The organism is Arthrobacter sp. FW306-1B-G06A (genome assembly GCF_058781765.1).
This window is the reverse complement of sequence record NZ_JBYSXB010000024.1, coordinates 1-17257: the sequence shown is the minus strand read 5'-3', so window position 1 is coordinate 17257 and position 17257 is coordinate 1. Positions and strand designations below refer to the sequence as shown.

The window sequence follows — 17257 nt, the reverse complement described above, 5'->3', positions numbered from 1 at the left end:
ACCAACAGGACGCGGCACACACAAGGAGCCGCAACCCGCAATCGAATCTTCACCCCCATAGGTACGCACTGACCATCCCCGTGGTGCGACCCCTGTCGCCCAGGAACAATCGTTTTTAAGGTTGCATTCAACCTCGTAAGGAGATCCATCCACCATGAACGGCAAAGCATCAGTATCGAACAACGTACCGCCCATACCCCCGTCGAAAATTCAGGATAAGGTGACCCGATCTACCTTGAGGAAAGTCATCCTGGGCGGTGGCATAGGCAACCTGGTGGAGTGGTTCGACTTCGCGGTGTACGGCTACCTCGCCAGCACGATCGCTACCTTGTTCTTCCCCTCCAAAGACCCCACAGTCTCACTGCTTGCCACCTTCGCAACGTTCGGTGTGTCGTTCCTGTTGCGTCCCTTGGGAGGCGTGTTCTTCGGGGCTATCGGGGATAAATTTGGGAGGCGGAACACCCTTTCTATGGTGATCGTCCTCATGTCCGCCTCGACTTTCGCGATCGGTGTTCTGCCTACCCACCAACAGGTCGGCGTCCTGGCACCGGTACTGCTGGTGCTGGTGCGATGCATTCAGGGCTTCTCAGCTGGAGGCGAATATGCGGGCGCGTCGTCATTCGTTATCGAATATGCGCCAGCCAACAGGCGAGCGTTCTTCGCCAGTGCACTCCCAGCCAGCACAACCTTCGCATTTGTCCTCGCAGCCGGTCTTTCGGCTCTCCTCTCTGCAGCCATTCCCGCGGCAGAATTTGCAGTTTGGGGGTGGCGCATCCCGTTCCTCCTGGCAGCGCCCCTTGGCTTGCTCGGCCTGTACTTGCGGCTGCGGCTGGAAGACACCCCGGCGTTCCACGCCGTAAAGAGCGCTGGAACTGTTGCCAAAGCTCCGCTGAAAGAAACCCTGCGGACACAGCGCAAGCCGATTTTCATCCTGTTCGGGTTCCTGATGACCAACAGCGTCGGGTACTACCTGCTGGCCACCTATCTTCCTACGTATTTCCAAACGACCGTGGGGCTCGGCAAGACCGAAGCCCTGGTCACCAACATGCTCGCCCTCGTAGCCCTGATCATCTTCACCGTGATCTTCGCCCTGGTAGCGGACCGGTACGGCAGGAAGCCTGTTGCCCTGGGTGCCTGCATCGGCTTCGTAGTCCTCACGTTGCCGGCTTTCTTGATTGCCCAGCAGGGCGGCGTCGCTGCGCTCCTCACCGCACAGGTTCTCCTTGCACTGGCCCAGGGCGGAACCGGCGCGGTCACCAGCCTTCTGCTGGTGGAAATGTTCCCGACCCGGGTGCGGTACAGCTGCGCTTCGATCAGCTACAACCTCGCCTACATGGTCTTCGGCGGCACCGCGCCCTTCGTCGCCACCTGGCTCGTCGCTAGCACAGGACAGAACCTCGCCCCTGCCTTCTACGTCATCGCTGTAGCCGTGGTATCCACCGTGTTCGTTCTCAAAATGCGCGAAACGAAGGGCATCGCCCTGGTCACCGAAGAGGACTTGGCGGGCGCCACCGGACCCGCAGTATCCGCTAAAGCCTGACAGCCGTAGCCCGGAAATCACCCAGGAACTCGACAGCTGTCCTACCAACAAAATCGTCACCGTGGTCCGAGTAACGCCCGTCGGGCCACGGTGAATGCACTGACAAAGGAATCTCCCATGAGCACTGCCGCAACCACCGCAACTTCCTTGCCTGTTCTGGCATTCCCCCGGGAAGAGTACCGGCAACGGCTCGACAACGTTCAGGAAGGGATCCAACGAGAGAACCTAGACGCGCTCGTCCTTCACCTGCCCGACAATCTCTGCTACTTGTCGGGACTGGACCTCGGCCACAGCGGTTACTTCGCCTACCACGCACTTATTGTGCCGGCATCCGGTGAACCTGTGCTCGTACATCGCGGGATGGAAACTCCGGCAGTCGAGAGCACCTGCTGGGTCCCAAACAGGGTCTCCTACTCGGATATCGACCCCGAGCCCATCGCAGCAACCAAGAAGGTGCTCGAAGGCCTCGGACTTGCTGGCGGAAGAATCGGAATCGACCAGCATGCCTGGACCCTCACCGTTGACCGCTACCAAATCCTGCAGCGGCTGCTTCCCAACGCGACCCTGGTCAAGGAACCACTGATCACCGACCACGTTCGCCTGATCAAATCTCCGCTGGAAATCGAGTACATCCGTGCTGCCGCCCGCTCTGTCGAAGCGGGCATGCACGCGGGGATCGACGCGGTTGCTGACGGCGCGAACGAGCTCGACATCGCCGCAGCCGTTGCAGCCGGACAAGCGAAGGGCGGCAGCGAAGACCAGTTGGCCGGCGTAATCGCTTCCGGGGAGCGCGCGGCGTGGCTACACCCGTCCTGGACCGACCACCGCATGAGCCACGGCGACCCGATCAAATTCGAGATCCATGGCGTAAAGCGCCACTACTGGGCAAGACTGATGCGCACTGCAGTCGCAGGCGCAGCCACCGATGAGCAGAAGCGTACCGCCGAGGTCCTCATGACCGCCCAGGATGATGGAATCGCACGGATGGCCCCCGGTGTCGCCGCCAGCGAGATTGACGACGCCTGCAGGCTCCCCGTGATCAAGGCGGGTATTCTTCAGGACTACCAAAACCGGATCGGATACGGTCTGGGCGTTTACTTTCGCCCCATGGCCGGAGACTTCAACCGCGAAATGATCCCCGGTGTCACCTGGAAGCTCGAAGCCGGCATGGTCTTCCACATGCTTACCCAGGCCCACGGTATCGGATTCAGCGAAACTGTCCTTGTCACCGAAAGCGGTCACGAAGTGCTCACTCAGTTCCCAAGGGAACTGTTCCAGCGATAGCCCCTTGGAAACCCTGCAAAGGTGGTGGTGCCGGTTCCTCACTCAGGAGCCGGCACCACTTTCCGTTGTAGGGGTCGCGACGGAGGATGCATCTTATAGGCGAACAGCAGGTTCAATCCAGGCGCGTGGCAGCAGAGCATCCAGCCATTACTGAGTGAGTGCAGGGCACACATACTGTCAGTGGCGGACAGCCCTGACAGGGTTCCGGGTAGGACATATGTTTCACCGCCGGGAGAGTTCCCCATGGGTCGGGACAACCGCTGCCGGCGCGCCTTATATCGTGGCCGGTTCTTTTCGGCCGGGGCAACGCAATTGACGGAATGTTGATGTGGCCAGGCTCTGACGCTCGTCGGGGACAGGCGGGCGGCTTTTCAAACGCAGGGGGATTTCCAGCGGGCTACTTCGCGTTTTTACCCAAGAGTCCAGCAAGCCCGTTCGCAGTGTCATTTTCAGAAGCTGACTGCCCTGACCTTCCCGTGGGTTCGCGGGGTTAGTGCAGATGATTTGTGAACACTGGTTGCTCGGTACTCCTCTGAACTATTGCAACCAGGCGCCGCCCAACGGCTTAGTGAAGAGGACTTCTGACATTCTGTGCAGACGACTTCTGAAAATGACAGACGGGCCCACCAACGTTGACCTGCCAATTTTCATCCAAAAAGAACAGTCAAAAAGCCGGTAAAATAAGCTCAAAAGCTATTGTTTTTCATATGAAAAACGGTTAGTCTTGAGGTAGAAAGTCAGCCAGACGAACGCAACTCATTTGATACGAAACCAGGTACTGAAAATGACTTCCTCAACTACAGCCGAGTACACCATCTATACCAAGCCGGCCTGCAGCCAATGCGATGAAACGAAGGCCTACTTCGACCGCAAAGGCATCACCTACCAGGCGGTGGACATCACCGAAGTGCCCGCAGCGCTGGAATACATCACCCAGGAACTCGGCTACTCCCAGGCCCCCGTCGTTGTGAACAACGCCGATGACGAAGACCACTGGGCAGGCCTGCGCCGCGACAAGCTGGTCCAGGCAGCCATGCACCACAAGGCGGCCTGATGAATATCCCGCAGGACCGGTTCGCCCTCACCCCGCGCCGGTACGACCCGGACGAGGATTGGTTCGGTCTCGAAGCCAACCCTTCCAGCACCATCAACATCCCCCTCATCGACCCCTACCTTGTGGAACCGGACCCCGCGGCCCCCTGGTACGACACCGAGTACGACAGCCCCGATACCGAAGACACCACCCTCAACCGCATCCTACGAAAGGTCCACATCATGGCCGGCGAAACCACCATCACCGTCATAGGCAACCTCACCACCGACCCGGAACTGCGGTTCACCCCCTCGGGATCCGCCGTCGCCAACTTCACCGTCGCGTCAACGCCACGGACCTTCGACCGGCAGTCCAATGAGTGGAAGGACGGGGAGACCCTGTTCCTCCGGGCATCCGTCTGGCGTGAAGCGGCCGAGAACGTCGCCGAATCCCTCACCAAAGGCATGCGCGTCATCGTCTCAGGCCGGCTGAAGTCCCGCTCGTACGAGACCAAGGAGGGCGAGAAGCGCACCGTGATCGAGCTCGAGGTCGAGGAGGTCGGCCCCAGCCTCCGCTACGCCAACGCCAAAGTCAACCGCACCCAACGCGGTGCCGGCCCCGGCGGCCCCGGAGGCAACGGTTTCGGCGGCCAGGGCGCCACTGGACAGCCTGGCAGCACCGGACAGTCCCTCCCGCAGGATGACCCATGGGCCACCCAGTCCACCAGCAATGCCGGCGGATGGGGCAGTGGCCCCGACGCCGAACCGCCGTTCTAACCTTTCAAACCCGTAGTAGTAGGAGTAGCATCGTTACTACTCCTACTACTATCCATGATCAACAATCGAAGAGGTGCTTTGATGACGTCGAGCGTGAAGGACCGCGTCTACGCCGCGGCCGAACAGATCAGCGCCGAGCGCCGGCCCACCGTGTCCACGGTCCGCGCGGCCGCCGGCGTGAGTAACGCCGACGCCACCCGGTACCTGAAGGAATGGACCGAGGAAAAACAAGCCGCCGGCGGACAGGTCGCCTCCACCCCCGCAACCCTGCTGGAACAGGCAGCCCGCCTCGCCGGAGCCTGCTGGGCCGAAGCATCCGCCCTGGCCGCTGAACGCCACGCCGCCGTCGAAGCCCTCTGGTCACAGGAACGCAAAGACAAAGACCAGGAAATCGCCGAACTCGTCGCCGACCTGGACCAGGCAGCCGCCGAGCAGGACGCCGCCGCGGCCGCCCACGCCGAGGAGAGCACCCGGCTCGAGGCCCAACGCAGCGCCTTGGAGCGCCAGCTTGCCGTGATCGGCAAGCAGCTTGAGGAGTCCCGGGAAGCCGAGCGGGCCGCCGCCAAGGAAGCCGCGGACGCGGCACGGCGACTGGCAACGGCCGAGGTCCGCGCCACCACCTTGGAACAGGTCCACAACGCCCTGCTCCAGCGCGTCTCCCCGGAGACAAAGGGCTCGGGGGAGTGAGTAAGGCCAAACCCGAGAGCTTTTCCCCGTACTTCACAAAGGTGGACGCAGAGCAGGTTAGGGCCGCATATGGTGCCGTTGGGCACCTCGAGGGATACGCGTCCATCTCGGAGCTGATCGAGGCCGGCACGCTGAAGGAAGTCCGCCGGCTCCAGCGCAAATACAACAAGGGCAAGCCGTGGCCCGGGATCCCCGCAGGGCAGCTCCCTACCGGGCGCCGCTCCAAAGAAGAAGAAGAAGCCCGCCACCGGCAGAACGAGCGTCGTGCGTGAACTTGCCGTGGCCGGCTGCCACGTCAACGCGGTCCTGCCCTGCGGGTGACCTCAGCGCCCGCGCCTGTTCAAATCCGCACGAGCGCCAGCGCAGCCTTCCCTAATTGAAATCCGCAATTTGATCCGCTATTTGTTCGATGATGCGAAGACTTGAAGTCATGAAACTTTCGACCGATCCAGGTCCCGGAGCCATCGCCAGCTCATACGGGGTAACCCGAGGCTTTGCGAGTCCCACGTGTCTGCTGTAGAGAGCGTTCAGCTGATCGCTCGTATTCGAGGAAAGATGGGCGCACGCATTACGCAAAGTTTTCATATCAAGCAGGTTTGAATGGGCAGAGCTAAGGGCCGTCTCGAACGGCTCGCCTTGATAGAAATAGAGCTTGGCAAACTTCCTGACTGTGTCAGGCGTGGACCAGTCTACGAATCGAGCGTTACCGGCAAGCATGTTCCTTGCATGCTCCTCGGAGGGGGCCATTGAATAACATGCAGGGGCCCATCCTCTCGTGCTTTTCCCTCTCATCATGTAGTGAACAAAAGCCTCTTCCAGGAAGCATTCGTGGGCAACGAAAGCCCTCAAGAATGATGCCTGGGTCATAAGCTCCCGCTCATCCTGGGAACGGATATAGCTGCCCTTCAAGTCCACTGCGTGAACGTCTCTGACCATAGTTCGAATGCTCAAGAGCGAGCTGGCAAGTGTAGACCGAATTGCTAGCATCGCTAGCTATCGGTGGCAGGTAGTCTGTCGAGTATTAAGTCCACTAGGTATGCTGTCCGCCGCTCGCGAACGGACGCGTCCGTGGTTGCGCGCCGACTGTCGGCAAGAAACTGCCTTTCGGACTTCTGCAGTTCCGCGGGGTCCTTAGCAGCAAAGATCTCATCGACGCGGTCGAGCCTGTATCGGACCCGCTCTAAGTGTGGGTCAATCCCCCCGGTGGGGCCCGGCCGGGATTCAGGTAATCCAAATGTCACTGCGTAAATAGAGGTAAATAGCGTATAGAAGAGGTGCACACGCCGGAACTCGCTTCTGCGGATTCCTTCCGGGTACAGAGCTTGTATTGTCTGTAGTGTCGAGTCGAAGTGCTTTCTAAGGTCGTCGACGTCGTGTTTAAAATCCTTTTCATACTCAGCATAGAAGGCCCGTATCTGTTTCTTAGAACGGATTCCCTCGCACATGGCAATTATAAGGTCTGCAGTCAGGGATACATCAGCCATGCGCATTACGGACGTTTCCGTTAGTATGCGGTTCTCCACCCAGTACTGGAAATAATCGTGGGCGAGGTCGTCCGCGAGTCTCTTGAAGGGACCGAAGTGGTTGGCATTTATCTTTTCCTGCTCGTTTAGAACGACTGCATGGGAATTTAGCCGACCGAAGATATCCAACACCTCAGAGTCAGAGACGTTGATGAGGAGATCCGTCGAGAGTTCGTAGCTAAGAAGCGCGATTCTCTGGTCCTCCTCAAGCTGACTGAAATACAACCCTCCATAATCCTTATTATGGCTGGACCGTATGGTTAAGCCGTCCCTCAGATACGACAGGATGGTACGCAGCCGTTGCTGGCCGTCCACTACTTCTCTGGTGCTTCTGCCCGTCTTGGGGTCGATCTGCTGACGTAAGAAGATTTTCGGAACTGGTTTTCCTCGGACAATGGTGTCCATAAGGTATGACCTTGCGGTGTCAGACCAGACTTCGCGTCTTTGAAATCTCGGCGAAAGGATAAGTTGGCCGTTGGCCTCCCACTCCTTGTAGTCATTCACGCTATACACGCGAGAATCGAAACTCTTCACAACGCTCCAAAGGTCGAGCCATTCTGCGGGGTTCCTGTGTACATACAGGAACTGGATCGGAGCATACGTCGTCCCGATCTCCAAGTAACTCTATCCGCGTCATCACAGATGGTCCCGCAGGCCAAGAGTGACTTTGCGTGGGCTATCGCCTACATTCGGACGGGCTGCCTGCTGGCTGGCAGATGCCTGACTAACACCCCCGGTTTCCCGAGCACTGAGAGTCGTTGTAGGTAAGGAGCATGATGGACGAACTTCTCGCTGGAGACACCTCCGAACCCGCGAGGGAGGGACTTATCCGCAATGACGGGTTTCCCGGGCAAACCGAGGCACAAAAACGCGCGATGGAGCAGTTCGCGCTCATGGTACAGACACCTGAGTTCCAGGCAGCCATAGAGGCGATGGGGAAAAGCGTGAAGACCAAGGTCTCCCGCATCTACGATGCTGTTGCACCGATCTTGGAGAGCACTCGCAGGCTTGCCAACCGTTTGGCACCTGTTTTCGCGGCATTTGCTGAGAATGTTGGCCCAATCCTCCATCGATCGGTATTGCCAAACTGGAGGCTTGTCGAGCTGCCGGATCCGGAATTGATTAGGACGATTCTTGAGGATGAGGGGATTGCGTTGGCTTGGGTTCCTGCGACTGCCGTTCTCAAACGACTCATAGCGGCCCCCGGTAAGCAGGCACGGAGACAGGTGATCGGATCTTCTTGGAAGGGGATCGTCAACTCATGTCTCACTGAGCTGGAGGAGATCGACGACAATGAGTTGCTTGCCTATCGCGACTTTGCCCGGGAGTCTGCCGGTGCCCTCCTTTGCGGCTTCCCTGGATCCTCGCAAGCACTAAGCGCCAACCTTTTGGACACGTTGATCCGGCGCTACGTCGGGAACACCTTTCGCAACCAAATCACCGGCTATAAGAAGATCCAGCTGGACATGGACCTGTACTCCTTACGTGAGTACTTCGTGTGGGCCGGTATCTCAGGAGCACATAGTGTCTACGACGGCCAGCTAGGAGCTCCTGTTCCTCGCGGCTTTACCAGGCATGGCACCGCCCATGGCGTGTCACGCAACCAGTACAACCGGATCAACGCCATCATCGCTCTCATGCACGTAGTAGCGCTCCTGCGTCTCCTCAACAGCCAGCCGGGCCTGGCACTCAACGCGAATGCAGCTCGTCGAACTCTTCCAGCAGCCAGAGACCACACTCCCCGAGCGAAACCCGGAATGGCCGTCCAAGACACGCACCGCCCACCGCAAGCGAACCCCGCTTGAGGAACATGATTTCCAACGCCTTGCAGACGGTGGTGGAAACCACCGCAAGCACGCGATAGTCCTGGGCCCGTCTCCTTGTTGTCCCCGCCTGCGGTTTCTAGCATGGCTGCATGGAAGAAGCGCGCCACGCTCTTCCGTGCAGGAGACAACCAGCGCAACCGTGCACGTGGCGTAGGCCGATTGAATACGTTTCATCCACCGGAGAGAAAGCCGGCCCTCTCGCATAGGCTCTCCTCATGCACTCTTTCACCCGTCGCGGACTGCGGTCGCGAAGCTTCCCGGAAGTGACACGTCCTGAAATCGCCGTCTTCCTCGCTCTTAGCGAGGATAAACAGTTCGAAGACTTGCGCAGTCTCCGCAACCGCGCAGGTCACCTTAGCGGAGGCAGCCTTGGCGCTTTTACCGCCCTGTATGTCGGAGTTATCTTGGTGGCCTTCCCCCTAATAGGGCAAGCAACCGCACCATGGGCAAGTCCGTTCGCCCCGCCTCTTTCCATCGGTCTGATAGTCCTCGTCGCCGGCTGCTGGATCGCGTACTCCTACATCAAGGAACAACGTGACATGGCACGTGCCGCTACGCGACTCGCCTTTTACGAGGAAGCTCTCAGAACCGGCCCTTGAACATCCGAAGAAGGCTGCGCGACTGTGCTCTGGCGTTGCATTCATCCGACCCTACGTGCTGACATCGTGTCCCAATTCCCTCGAATTTGGGACACCTTCCGGGGTCTAACTGTCCCTTCCCGAGATGCGTGCCATCTCGGCATCGACGTGGCTTATCCAAGCCTCAACCTCTTGCGCGCGGCCGGGCGCCGTCCAACCGAAGAGGCCGCTGATCCGCCACATAGACCCTTGCATCGCCTTCAAAGCTCCGTGAACCGCTACACGCGTTGCAACGGGGTCAGGTGCGGTGTCGTATATGGGTGCCTGTGTGACGGGATCCGTGCTGGTCTGTTTTAACAGCCGCCACAGGCCCACGAGTTCAGCATGGGCAACGCCCGAATAGATGTTGTATGCGCCCTTGTATCCGATCTCGTCAATAAAGCTCTCCACCCTTTTGGTGTACTTCGGGCGAATTTCCGCCTCCAGCTCGTCGCCTTTCTGCCCGAAAGCCTGGAGCCCGAGCTCCCGGGCATATGTCTCGACCGCTGAGACTGATTCATGAGCGTTTACAGAGGGGTCGCCATCGACCGCCCGGGTGGCCCGCTCAAGTTCCTTCGCGCTGTTTCGGGACTGAAGGAGCGTGCGGCACGTTCGCTGCCGCGCGCTAAGGCCCGGCTCGAACAGCCACCAGACGACCGAGCCCGCTCCTAGGGTGTCGGCTACTTCCCGGGGCGGTGTTCCCTGGTTGAGGAGCTTTCGGGCGGAGCGGATCTTGGCATCCGTCATGATGCGTTTGCGGCCGCCGACCCGTCCTTGTTCGCGTGCGGCCTGCAGTCCGGCCTGCGTACGTTCGACCATGAGTTCCCGTTCCATCTGGGCCAGGGAAGCCATGACGTTGAAAAAGAAGCGTCCAGAGACCGTGGGGGTGTTCTCTTCTCAAAACTCGGTTCGGGGTCTTGGTTCGACTGTACCGATTCGAGAACTATTTGTGAGAACAGGGGCGCGGTCTGCCGCTTCTGCTTCGTCGAGCCAATTTTCCGCGGCAGGACGGTGCGACACTTCGATGAGCGATCGACCCCGGGATTCTCGATTCGATGTTTTCTCGGAATCCTTGCTCCCAATACATAGATCGCGGACACGGATCATGAGACAAGACACGCCGCAATTGAAAACACAGTCGTCGACAGTCACACAATCGGTGGTATTTGAGGTGGAGTGATTAGCTCCTTTCGCCCAAGCTAGACTGTATCCATTAGGAGACAGTCCGCGAAGGGGTGCACGGTGGGATCACGCATGACGATCGAGATAAAACAGGGAGTGCTGGTGACCGCTGCCGGCTTTGACGACACCGAGCTGCGGGCGCTCATCGACAAAGCCCAGGAAGCAAACTCCGACCTTTACGCCGCCGAACTGCGCATCTACAACGCCGTGACTCAACTTCGGAAGATTGGGGCATCCTGGGCTGTCATCGGAAACATCCTCGGCATGACACGAGGCGGTGCTCAGAAGAGATTCGGCACGCCGCGCGCGGTATTCGTTTTTGATCCGGAAGATGCGGAGGGCAAAGAAGCCCTATGGTGGCCCCCGAACGGACCAGAATCCGAAAGCTGAGGCCAAACCCGCAATCAGGGACGAGCTCCGTCCCAACGGCGAGAAGCTCTCAAGCTGAAGCAGTGACGTTCAGGAAATCCGTAGCTCGTCCAGGGTCCGTCAACGCGAGGATGGACGGGCATGCCAAATAGCCCTGCGAAAATCGAGCCAGATAAGTCTGCGACTCACAGGAGTTTCGTCGTGCACGCCGGCTAGGGCCGTGCGGTGTCTCGGAAATCTGTACTTTTCTGAGGCGGTGTGGGCCGACCGTCCCGCTCTTCGGGATACTTCCCGCTGAATCGGCAACTGACACCCAATCTGCGAGCCTCGGCCAAGTTGTAGCACGGACGGCTGCGTGTTCGTTTCCGTAGAAGAGGTTTGAGGCTTTATCGTTTGTTATAGAGATAGTGTTCTATAACAAACGATAAAGAGAGGTGCTTATGCAGCCCAGTCCATACACGCCCGGTGAGATCGCGCGCACGATACCTGGCCGGGTCCAGCAGCTGGCCGACTTCGATGAACGGCTTTCCTATCTGGTGGACCTGCGGCGCCTTGTAGGCAGGATCCGCGTCGATCATGCTCCCCGCGGCTTCGGGAAGACGTCCTTGCTGCGCCAATACCAGCGCCGCGCGCAGGAGCGCGGCGTACTCACAATCTGGGTCACGGCAGGGGAAAGTGGCGGCCTCGTTCCACAGGTCGCCGCCGAGATCTCGCGGGCAACGGCAGGATGGCGCGAGGAGGCCCGCAAGGCCGTCCATTCGCGACTCGAGAGCCTCACTGTGCGCATCGGCCTGCCTGGTATTGCCGGAGCGGACGCGACCCTTCGCGCCGCAGAGGACGCGTCGGCTCCGGCGGACAGCCGAGCCTTGGAAGCGCTGGTGCGAGCCGCGGCCGCCGGTGACGGTCACAGCGGACTGGTGATTCTCATCGACGAGATCCAGTCAGCAGACCCCGAGGGGCTTCGCACGCTCGCGTACACATGGCAGCATCTGCAGGCCGAGGGGGCGGATGTGCCCGCGGCGGTCCTCACCGCCGGGCTTCCGAATGTTTCGGACGCCGTCGCTGCCGCGGTCACGTTCAGTGAACGGTTCGCCTACCGACCGCTCCCACCGCTCGAGCCTGCTGCTGAAGAGCTTGCTCTCGCTGTCCCGGCGCAAGAGCTCGGGGTGCAGTGGGAACGGGACGCGCTTGAGGAAGCCGTTGCGGTCGCGAGCGGCTATCCCTACATGGTCCAGCTCATCGGAGACGCCGCTTGGGCCGCGGCCGGACGCCCGGACCCGGGCGTGACTATCACCGCTGCCCACGTGCGCATCGGACGCGACGCCATGGAGGCAGATTTGGAGGCTCTCTTCCGGGCGAGGTGGGCTAACGCCTCCGCTGGGGAACGCGACTTCATGGCTGCGATGGCCTCGATCGCTGACGACGCGGTCCGCCGCACCGATGTTGCCAGGATCCTTGGGGTGAGCAGCGAAAGCCTCTCCGTGCCCCGCGCGAGGCTGATCGACAAGGGATTCCTCCAGGCCAGCCGACGCGGCACCCTAGAATTCACCATTCCCGGATTCGCACAGTTTGTCCGCGACCTCGGGCAGGACTAACGGCTGTCGGCCCCTTTGGCCAAGGCCCGGCAGCCGTTAGTCCTGCCCGAAGATCCAGCGGAAACCTGCCCCGTCTCCCTGGGATGACACTTTCGACACCCATGCCCAAGCGGTCAGCTGTTCCTTGGCGTCCGCTTGGGGATCCGCAAGCCGGATACTCTGGCGGCGCCGGACCGGCTCGAAAATCGGTTCCGTACGCGGGGAGGCGACAAGTCTTTTGGAATAGCTTTTGGGACGTCCAGATTACTTGGAACCCCCACATCCGGGCTGTGGGAGTGCCGGCGGTAGAGCGTCCGCTTCCAAGAAGGAAGTGGGACACTCTGGTACAGCCGTCGCTGGATTCCGTTTCGGCCGCGCCTCAGCGCTTCTGTTGATCCGCTAAAAGATCGGGGTGGGGGATGTCTTCCATGAATCCGTATCTGCGATCCAATAGGCGACGCACTCCGCCGATATTCGGAGTCTCACGATCTATGTGAAGTCCCAGGCGCTGGGCGACGGAGAGGGTGGCGAGGTCAAATGCTTGTCGTAAGTTTTCCTTCGAAAAGTGGTGGAGGGGAATGTTTGGGGTATCTGATGTTTCAGCTCTCTTCGGGAGTTGCTGCGAAAGTTGTCGGAGCCGCTGAGGTGTTGGACTGTTATCGCCGAGCTCCTGCATTAGGCGGTAATTGGTAGCTACATTGAAGATCGCCAGCAGCAGGTGCCAATCCGGCCAGCCTTCATCTCGAAGTTCAGCGAGCATCCCACGGCATGTTACGTTTCGCAGAATCCGCGCCAGGGTGAAGCTTATTACCGTCGAAACTTCGTAGCGCTCTTTAATCATGTGATGCCACTCGGCCTGAGAGAAGCCTGGGCCGTAGGACGAGGGCTGTTCCAAGGCGTTGGCGGGCTGTGCGGTGGTAATTCCGGTGCCGAGGACCTGATGACCGACCAGGGATGTCTGTAGGTAGTGGGCCTCGTCAAGGAGTCCTGCTGTCTCGTCGTATGGTCGCCCGAACGATAGCTGATTGAGAAAACCCCTTGAGAAGGTGTCGCCGAGCATGTCCAGGATCTGCTGTTGAGACAGGACGCTCAGCTGTATTAGTAGCACTCCTACTGCGCCTAGGATTTCTTGTTCCAGTTCTTCCGCATCGGCATGTTCTACGTAGGGCAGGAGGGTTACGCGCGCACCTAGCCGGTCGTTGTCGTGCCTGAACTCCACTCTCTCCTTATCCTGAGAACCGGCCAAACAGATCTCCACCAAGACGCTTTCATCAAGGAGAACCGGATCCTCGGTTGCAAGTTCACACAGAAGAATCTGGGCAGCGGCCGCAAATCTTTCTGCGGCAAGCACCGTAGTTCTGTCATTTGGACACGTTATGGTCCAATGCGTGCCGAGAGCAGAGAAGGTCAAGGAACGGATTGGCCCGGTGTCGCTGAACGGGAGAGCACCAAGCTGCTGAAGGGAAGTTTCCACAAAGCCCTTCTCGTCGTACGCGAATTCACTTTCTGTCTGGTCAACCCACGGCCAGATCAGCTTGTCGTAGTCCGTTCCGGACAAGAGGTCAGTGAGAGCCTTCACCAATTCCGGTCTGAACTTTCTGGCCGCCATGCAGATCATGGTCTGGTGAAAGTCCAAGCCCACGAGTTCCGGATGTTCGTCATGATCGAAGGCGTTTTCTGCGTATATTCCATGTGCTCGGATTGCCAGTTGGCCAAAGGCCGTGGCATCCACCCAGGCGCCGGCCGCATAGCAGGAGGAAAATGCTTGGATCAAGCCGTTGCTGACCAAATCGATGACGTCTGAATCCTGGGAGGACACGGCAACGGAGGCAGCGGTAAGCGCGTATTTCTTGGCAGCGTGAGGGAGCCGTAGCTGGGAGTAGACGCTAGAGATAGTAAGCATGGCGAGAACTGAGCCGCGAAGCGTGTCGCCATGAAACCAGTTGATCTTGGCTTTATGGAATTCCCGGAGAGCCAGAAGCGGCTTCTCGGACTTCATGAGAGTTAGAGCGCGGCTTCTACAGCGTTCTGCGACCGCATTGTCACCCTCGACCGAACCGATTGCATCATCAAGGGCGTTCCTGACCATCTCGTAGTGCGTATGTGCGGCAAGAACGGGACTGAAAGCCTCAAACAAATCACAGAGTGTCTGCACTGGGAAAGTGCGCGCGATGGGCAAGAGTTCAGCGAGGGCCGAGAGTGTGGTCATCAACGGCTCCAGCCGAAGATTCAGATCTTCAGCGGAGCTGACACTGCTTAGAAGCTCGGCAAAGCTCATATCCGATTCGTCTGTTTTTCTAACGGGGGTTCCAGGCGTACGCACCATTCCGGTGACGTCAGGATGAAACAGAATGTGCGCCCGAGCTGAAAGAAGATGTGCGGTTGCATTCGGGTATAGGTCGCGGTCGGTTCCAGCAATCAGTTCATCGACACGTTTCAAGATGAGCTGTAGCTGGGCCATCAAATGATCTGAGGTGGCGGTGCTGATTCCAGCTGCCCAGGCCCCCTGCCAATAGGAGATGAGAGCGCTGGCATCGAGGATGTCACCCGGTACGGAGCTAGTGGCCGCATATGCAACAAACTCGTCGATGTACCCTTCCACGTTCGCCAAGGTATCCATGCCGCGCAAAGTTGCAACAACGATTTCGTACCGTGCCTTCATCTGCACGTCTTCAGGGACAGCGTTCGAGGCGATGAAAGCCCGCGCGCACTGAAGCCACTCAGCCAGATCGTTCTTTGAATCGGGGTCGTGGGTCGCATGGCGGAGCCCGGCTCTCACAGCGGCAAGATCCCCGAAGTTGGTGAGTGGACCGTCTGAGGCCCTGATGCGCCGCTGTAGATCCTGGTACCACCTGGGTCGAGGCATGTCGTCTGTCGGAACAAGGTTTGACGGTAGGTCGAGCATCTTTTCGGCTACCCAAACTAGGTCAGGCTCGGCCAGAAAAGATGAGATTGCCATAGCATCAAAGATTTCAAGATCAACTTCATGCTTTCGGCGCGCATAGTCTTGAAGGTCATGACGCGTGCCCACAGGCATATTTTGCGCCAAAAAATAGGCAACCCGGTCGACATGTTGTCCTTGCGAGGTGATTTTTTCAAGGTCACCCTTGACTTTGGAAGTTAGGTCAGCCCGCTGAATGGTGCAGGCAAGAACGAGAGGTGTCGTGGTGGACCTTCCGACGAATCCACCAGCTCTTGGAAGCTCTTCTGGCAGTGCCGAAAAGAAGGTTTCCCCGTCCCGGCCTTGATCTCCACCGCTACTGACGGGTCCAGTTGCCGGGAGGATATTGCTGCTAATTCTCCGTTGGGCGATGCGGAAGCAAATGTCCTCGAACTCGTGGTGTTGATTCCGCGCGCCAAGTTGTTCCAACTGGAAGCGAATGTACGCCTCGGTTTCTACAGGGGTGACCATTTGTCTATAGTGCCCTACCGGACAGCCGGCGGCCGGAGTTTCATTCAGAGCAGCCGGGCCTCCCAGCTTCAAGGAAGTGGGACAGCGGCCCCTGTATGCAAATATTGGCCTATGACTGACGGATGGGCGATTCTCGCAGCGCTAGCCACGACGGTATCGGCAGTGGTCATTGCGTGGCAGGCGATTGAGACGCGCAGGGCGGCAAATCAGGCTCGCAAGAGTGTTGAGCAAGCAGAAATTAGTGCCAAGGCGGCGCGTGATGCGGTCGCCGTATCTGAACAGATCCTCCAGGAAAGCCAGAAGGCGCGAATTGATGCTGGAGTTCCACGGATAATCGTCAAACTCCTTCACGATGCGGATATCACCGCGCGGGAACGGACCGACAGAGGAAACGAACCGATTCGGTCAGCAGACACCTTCGTCCTCCCGCGGGACGCGAACAGAAGAATCTTTGTCCACCGGACGGTTCATATCCTCAATGAGGGCCCGGGGAGTGCCCTCGTTCAATTCAACCAACCTCTAGGTGTTCCCACTTTGGACAACAACCCCACTCATACGGGTTTTGCCTTGTTGGCCGATGAGGGAGTCCAAGGGACCTACGCGATTGACCGACCAGTTCATGAGTGGATCACTATTGCTGAAGCCTTCGAGAACCACGGGAGCGGGTTAGAGGACATCTTCACGGTGACGCATACCGGCCCGCGCGATGCCGAAGCCGTTGAGAACATCACCGTACGAACTGGCGGCACGGTATTGGAGCGCGTTCACGATGCACAAGGAACATGGCGGCTTAGCCAACCCATCACATTGAATTCCGGAGTTGACCCGGTACAGCGAACCTACTGGCAATCAAGGACCAAGCGGTTGAGGTTCCCATAACCAGAAGGACTTCCCAAGGGAAAGTCAGTCTTGTCGAGGCGGACAAGATCCGAGGCCGGATGAAAGCCGCGGGTCTCGACGTCCCGCTCTAAGACTCTGGCGGTACACCACTAGGAGGGTGTGCCCATTGTGGGTCAGGTGGAGCCCCGCAGGTTGAGCTCAAAGCTGTCCACACTGGCGTGCAGCCGAAGGGATGAGTCGTGCATTAGGCTCAGGGCGTTTCGCAATCTTGGACGGTGTAGTACAACCACATAGTGCGGCTCGAGTCGTAAACCGGCCCACGGTAATGACTCCAGAGCGCGCCGAGCAGGCCGTGAAGATGTTCAAGGAAGGCGTGCCCGCGACTCGTATTGCCCGGGTGCTTGGCGTCGGGGCATCAAGTGTCGCTCGTGCGTTGAAGAAGCATCAGGCAACGGAGGACACAGCGGCTTGACCCCAAGCTCTGTACTCGAACGGCCGCTGGCTTCGGTTCGCCATCGGGACTGCCCCCGGTTTTGTTGACTCCTTGACCTAGCGAGCTGGTGCTCGTGGAAGGATGTTGACCATGCCGACGGC

Annotated in this window: 14 protein-coding genes and 1 pseudogene; 11 read left to right on the top strand and 4 right to left on the bottom strand. The window is 59.0% G+C overall.

Annotated elements, in window-relative coordinates; all coding sequences use genetic code 11:
- The first annotated feature begins 220 nt into the window (after window positions 1-220).
- The 6 genes from AC3WJM_RS13595 (at window position 221) to AC3WJM_RS13570 (ending at window position 5592) form a co-directional block, all read left to right on the top strand.
- Window positions 221-1540 carry an MFS transporter gene (locus tag AC3WJM_RS13595; protein ID WP_492272127.1) on the top strand — a complete coding sequence of 440 codons (1320 nt, stop codon included), beginning with the start codon at window positions 221-223 and terminating at the stop codon, window positions 1538-1540.
- A gap of 117 nt (window positions 1541-1657) precedes the next feature.
- Window positions 1658-2824, top strand: coding sequence for a M24 family metallopeptidase (locus tag AC3WJM_RS13590; protein ID WP_492272126.1), 1167 nt, complete (start codon window positions 1658-1660; stop codon window positions 2822-2824).
- A 784-nt stretch (window positions 2825-3608) separates the two neighbouring features.
- The gene (locus AC3WJM_RS13585) at window positions 3609-3878 is read left to right on the top strand and encodes a glutaredoxin family protein (protein WP_492272125.1); all 270 of its coding nucleotides are present in this window, start codon (window positions 3609-3611) and stop codon (window positions 3876-3878) included.
- A gap of 221 nt (window positions 3879-4099) precedes the next feature.
- Window positions 4100-4633, top strand: coding sequence for a single-stranded DNA-binding protein (locus AC3WJM_RS13580; RefSeq protein ID WP_492272185.1), 534 nt, complete (start codon window positions 4100-4102; stop codon window positions 4631-4633).
- An 81-nt stretch (window positions 4634-4714) separates the two neighbouring features.
- Window positions 4715-5320 (top strand): DNA-binding protein, encoded by a 606-nt coding sequence (locus AC3WJM_RS13575; RefSeq protein WP_492272124.1) that lies wholly within the window; start codon window positions 4715-4717, stop codon window positions 5318-5320.
- On the top strand, window positions 5317-5592 hold the full coding sequence (locus tag AC3WJM_RS13570; RefSeq protein WP_492272123.1) for a ParB family protein: 276 nt from the start codon (window positions 5317-5319) through the stop codon (window positions 5590-5592). The genes AC3WJM_RS13575 and AC3WJM_RS13570 overlap by 4 nt, the downstream gene beginning before the upstream one ends.
- A gap of 100 nt (window positions 5593-5692) precedes the next feature.
- On the opposite strand, the gene AC3WJM_RS13565 is transcribed toward AC3WJM_RS13570, so the two are convergent.
- On the bottom strand, window positions 5693-6256 hold the full coding sequence (locus AC3WJM_RS13565) for a hypothetical protein (protein WP_492272122.1): 564 nt from the start codon (window positions 6254-6256) through the stop codon (window positions 5693-5695).
- 53 nt (window positions 6257-6309) lie between these two features.
- Window positions 6310-7461 carry a GmrSD restriction endonuclease domain-containing protein gene (locus AC3WJM_RS13560; protein WP_492272121.1) on the bottom strand — a complete coding sequence of 384 codons (1152 nt, stop codon included), beginning with the start codon at window positions 7459-7461 and terminating at the stop codon, window positions 6310-6312.
- A 155-nt stretch (window positions 7462-7616) separates the two neighbouring features.
- Here AC3WJM_RS13560 and AC3WJM_RS13555 point away from each other — a divergent pair, with 155 nt between their 5' ends.
- Entirely contained in the window at window positions 7617-8648 is a 1032-nt protein-coding gene (locus tag AC3WJM_RS13555; protein ID WP_492272120.1) for a hypothetical protein, read from the top strand.
- A 725-nt stretch (window positions 8649-9373) separates the two neighbouring features.
- Here AC3WJM_RS13555 and AC3WJM_RS13550 read toward each other — a convergent pair.
- Window positions 9374-10165, bottom strand: a pseudogene (locus AC3WJM_RS13550) (recombinase family protein); the annotation flags it as partial.
- A 375-nt stretch (window positions 10166-10540) separates the two neighbouring features.
- Between AC3WJM_RS13550 and AC3WJM_RS13545 the strand changes: the two are divergent.
- Both AC3WJM_RS13545 and AC3WJM_RS13540 read left to right on the top strand, forming a co-directional pair.
- Complete coding sequence (locus tag AC3WJM_RS13545) at window positions 10541-10858, top strand: hypothetical protein (RefSeq protein ID WP_492272119.1); 318 nt, start codon at window positions 10541-10543, stop codon at window positions 10856-10858.
- 419 nt (window positions 10859-11277) lie between these two features.
- Window positions 11278-12432 (top strand): ATP-binding protein, encoded by a 1155-nt coding sequence (locus tag AC3WJM_RS13540; protein ID WP_492272118.1) that lies wholly within the window; start codon window positions 11278-11280, stop codon window positions 12430-12432.
- A 358-nt stretch (window positions 12433-12790) separates the two neighbouring features.
- Here AC3WJM_RS13540 and AC3WJM_RS13535 read toward each other — a convergent pair whose 3' ends face one another.
- A complete protein-coding gene (locus tag AC3WJM_RS13535; protein WP_492272117.1) occupies window positions 12791-15823 on the bottom strand; it encodes a hypothetical protein in 3033 nt (1010 codons plus the stop codon).
- 111 nt (window positions 15824-15934) lie between these two features.
- Between AC3WJM_RS13535 and AC3WJM_RS13530 the strand changes: the two genes are divergently transcribed.
- Both AC3WJM_RS13530 and AC3WJM_RS13525 read left to right on the top strand, forming a co-directional pair.
- Complete coding sequence (locus AC3WJM_RS13530) at window positions 15935-16702, top strand: hypothetical protein (protein ID WP_492272116.1); 768 nt, start codon at window positions 15935-15937, stop codon at window positions 16700-16702.
- A gap of 193 nt (window positions 16703-16895) precedes the next feature.
- Entirely contained in the window at window positions 16896-17135 is a 240-nt protein-coding gene (locus AC3WJM_RS13525; protein ID WP_492272115.1) for a helix-turn-helix domain-containing protein, read from the top strand.
- Window positions 17136-17257 lie beyond the last annotated feature (122 nt).

Excerpts from the sequence above, each read along its gene's own strand:
- AC3WJM_RS13540 (WP_492272118.1), top strand. The coding sequence starts at position 11,278 with ATGCAGCCCAGTCCATACACGCCCGGTGAGATCGCGCGCACGATACCT.
- AC3WJM_RS13525 (WP_492272115.1), top strand. The coding sequence starts at position 16,896 with ATGAGTCGTGCATTAGGCTCAGGGCGTTTCGCAATCTTGGACGGTGTA.
- AC3WJM_RS13590 (WP_492272126.1), top strand. The coding sequence starts at position 1,658 with ATGAGCACTGCCGCAACCACCGCAACTTCCTTGCCTGTTCTGGCATTC.
- AC3WJM_RS13575 (WP_492272124.1), top strand. The coding sequence starts at position 4,715 with ATGACGTCGAGCGTGAAGGACCGCGTCTACGCCGCGGCCGAACAGATC.
- AC3WJM_RS13530 (WP_492272116.1), top strand. The coding sequence starts at position 15,935 with ATGACTGACGGATGGGCGATTCTCGCAGCGCTAGCCACGACGGTATCG.
- AC3WJM_RS13585 (WP_492272125.1), top strand. The coding sequence starts at position 3,609 with ATGACTTCCTCAACTACAGCCGAGTACACCATCTATACCAAGCCGGCC.
- AC3WJM_RS13535 (WP_492272117.1), bottom strand. The coding sequence starts at position 15,823 with ATGGTCACCCCTGTAGAAACCGAGGCGTACATTCGCTTCCAGTTGGAA.
- AC3WJM_RS13565 (WP_492272122.1), bottom strand. The coding sequence starts at position 6,256 with ATGGTCAGAGACGTTCACGCAGTGGACTTGAAGGGCAGCTATATCCGT.
- AC3WJM_RS13580 (WP_492272185.1), top strand. The coding sequence starts at position 4,100 with ATGGCCGGCGAAACCACCATCACCGTCATAGGCAACCTCACCACCGAC.
- AC3WJM_RS13545 (WP_492272119.1), top strand. The coding sequence starts at position 10,541 with ATGACGATCGAGATAAAACAGGGAGTGCTGGTGACCGCTGCCGGCTTT.
- AC3WJM_RS13555 (WP_492272120.1), top strand. The coding sequence starts at position 7,617 with ATGATGGACGAACTTCTCGCTGGAGACACCTCCGAACCCGCGAGGGAG.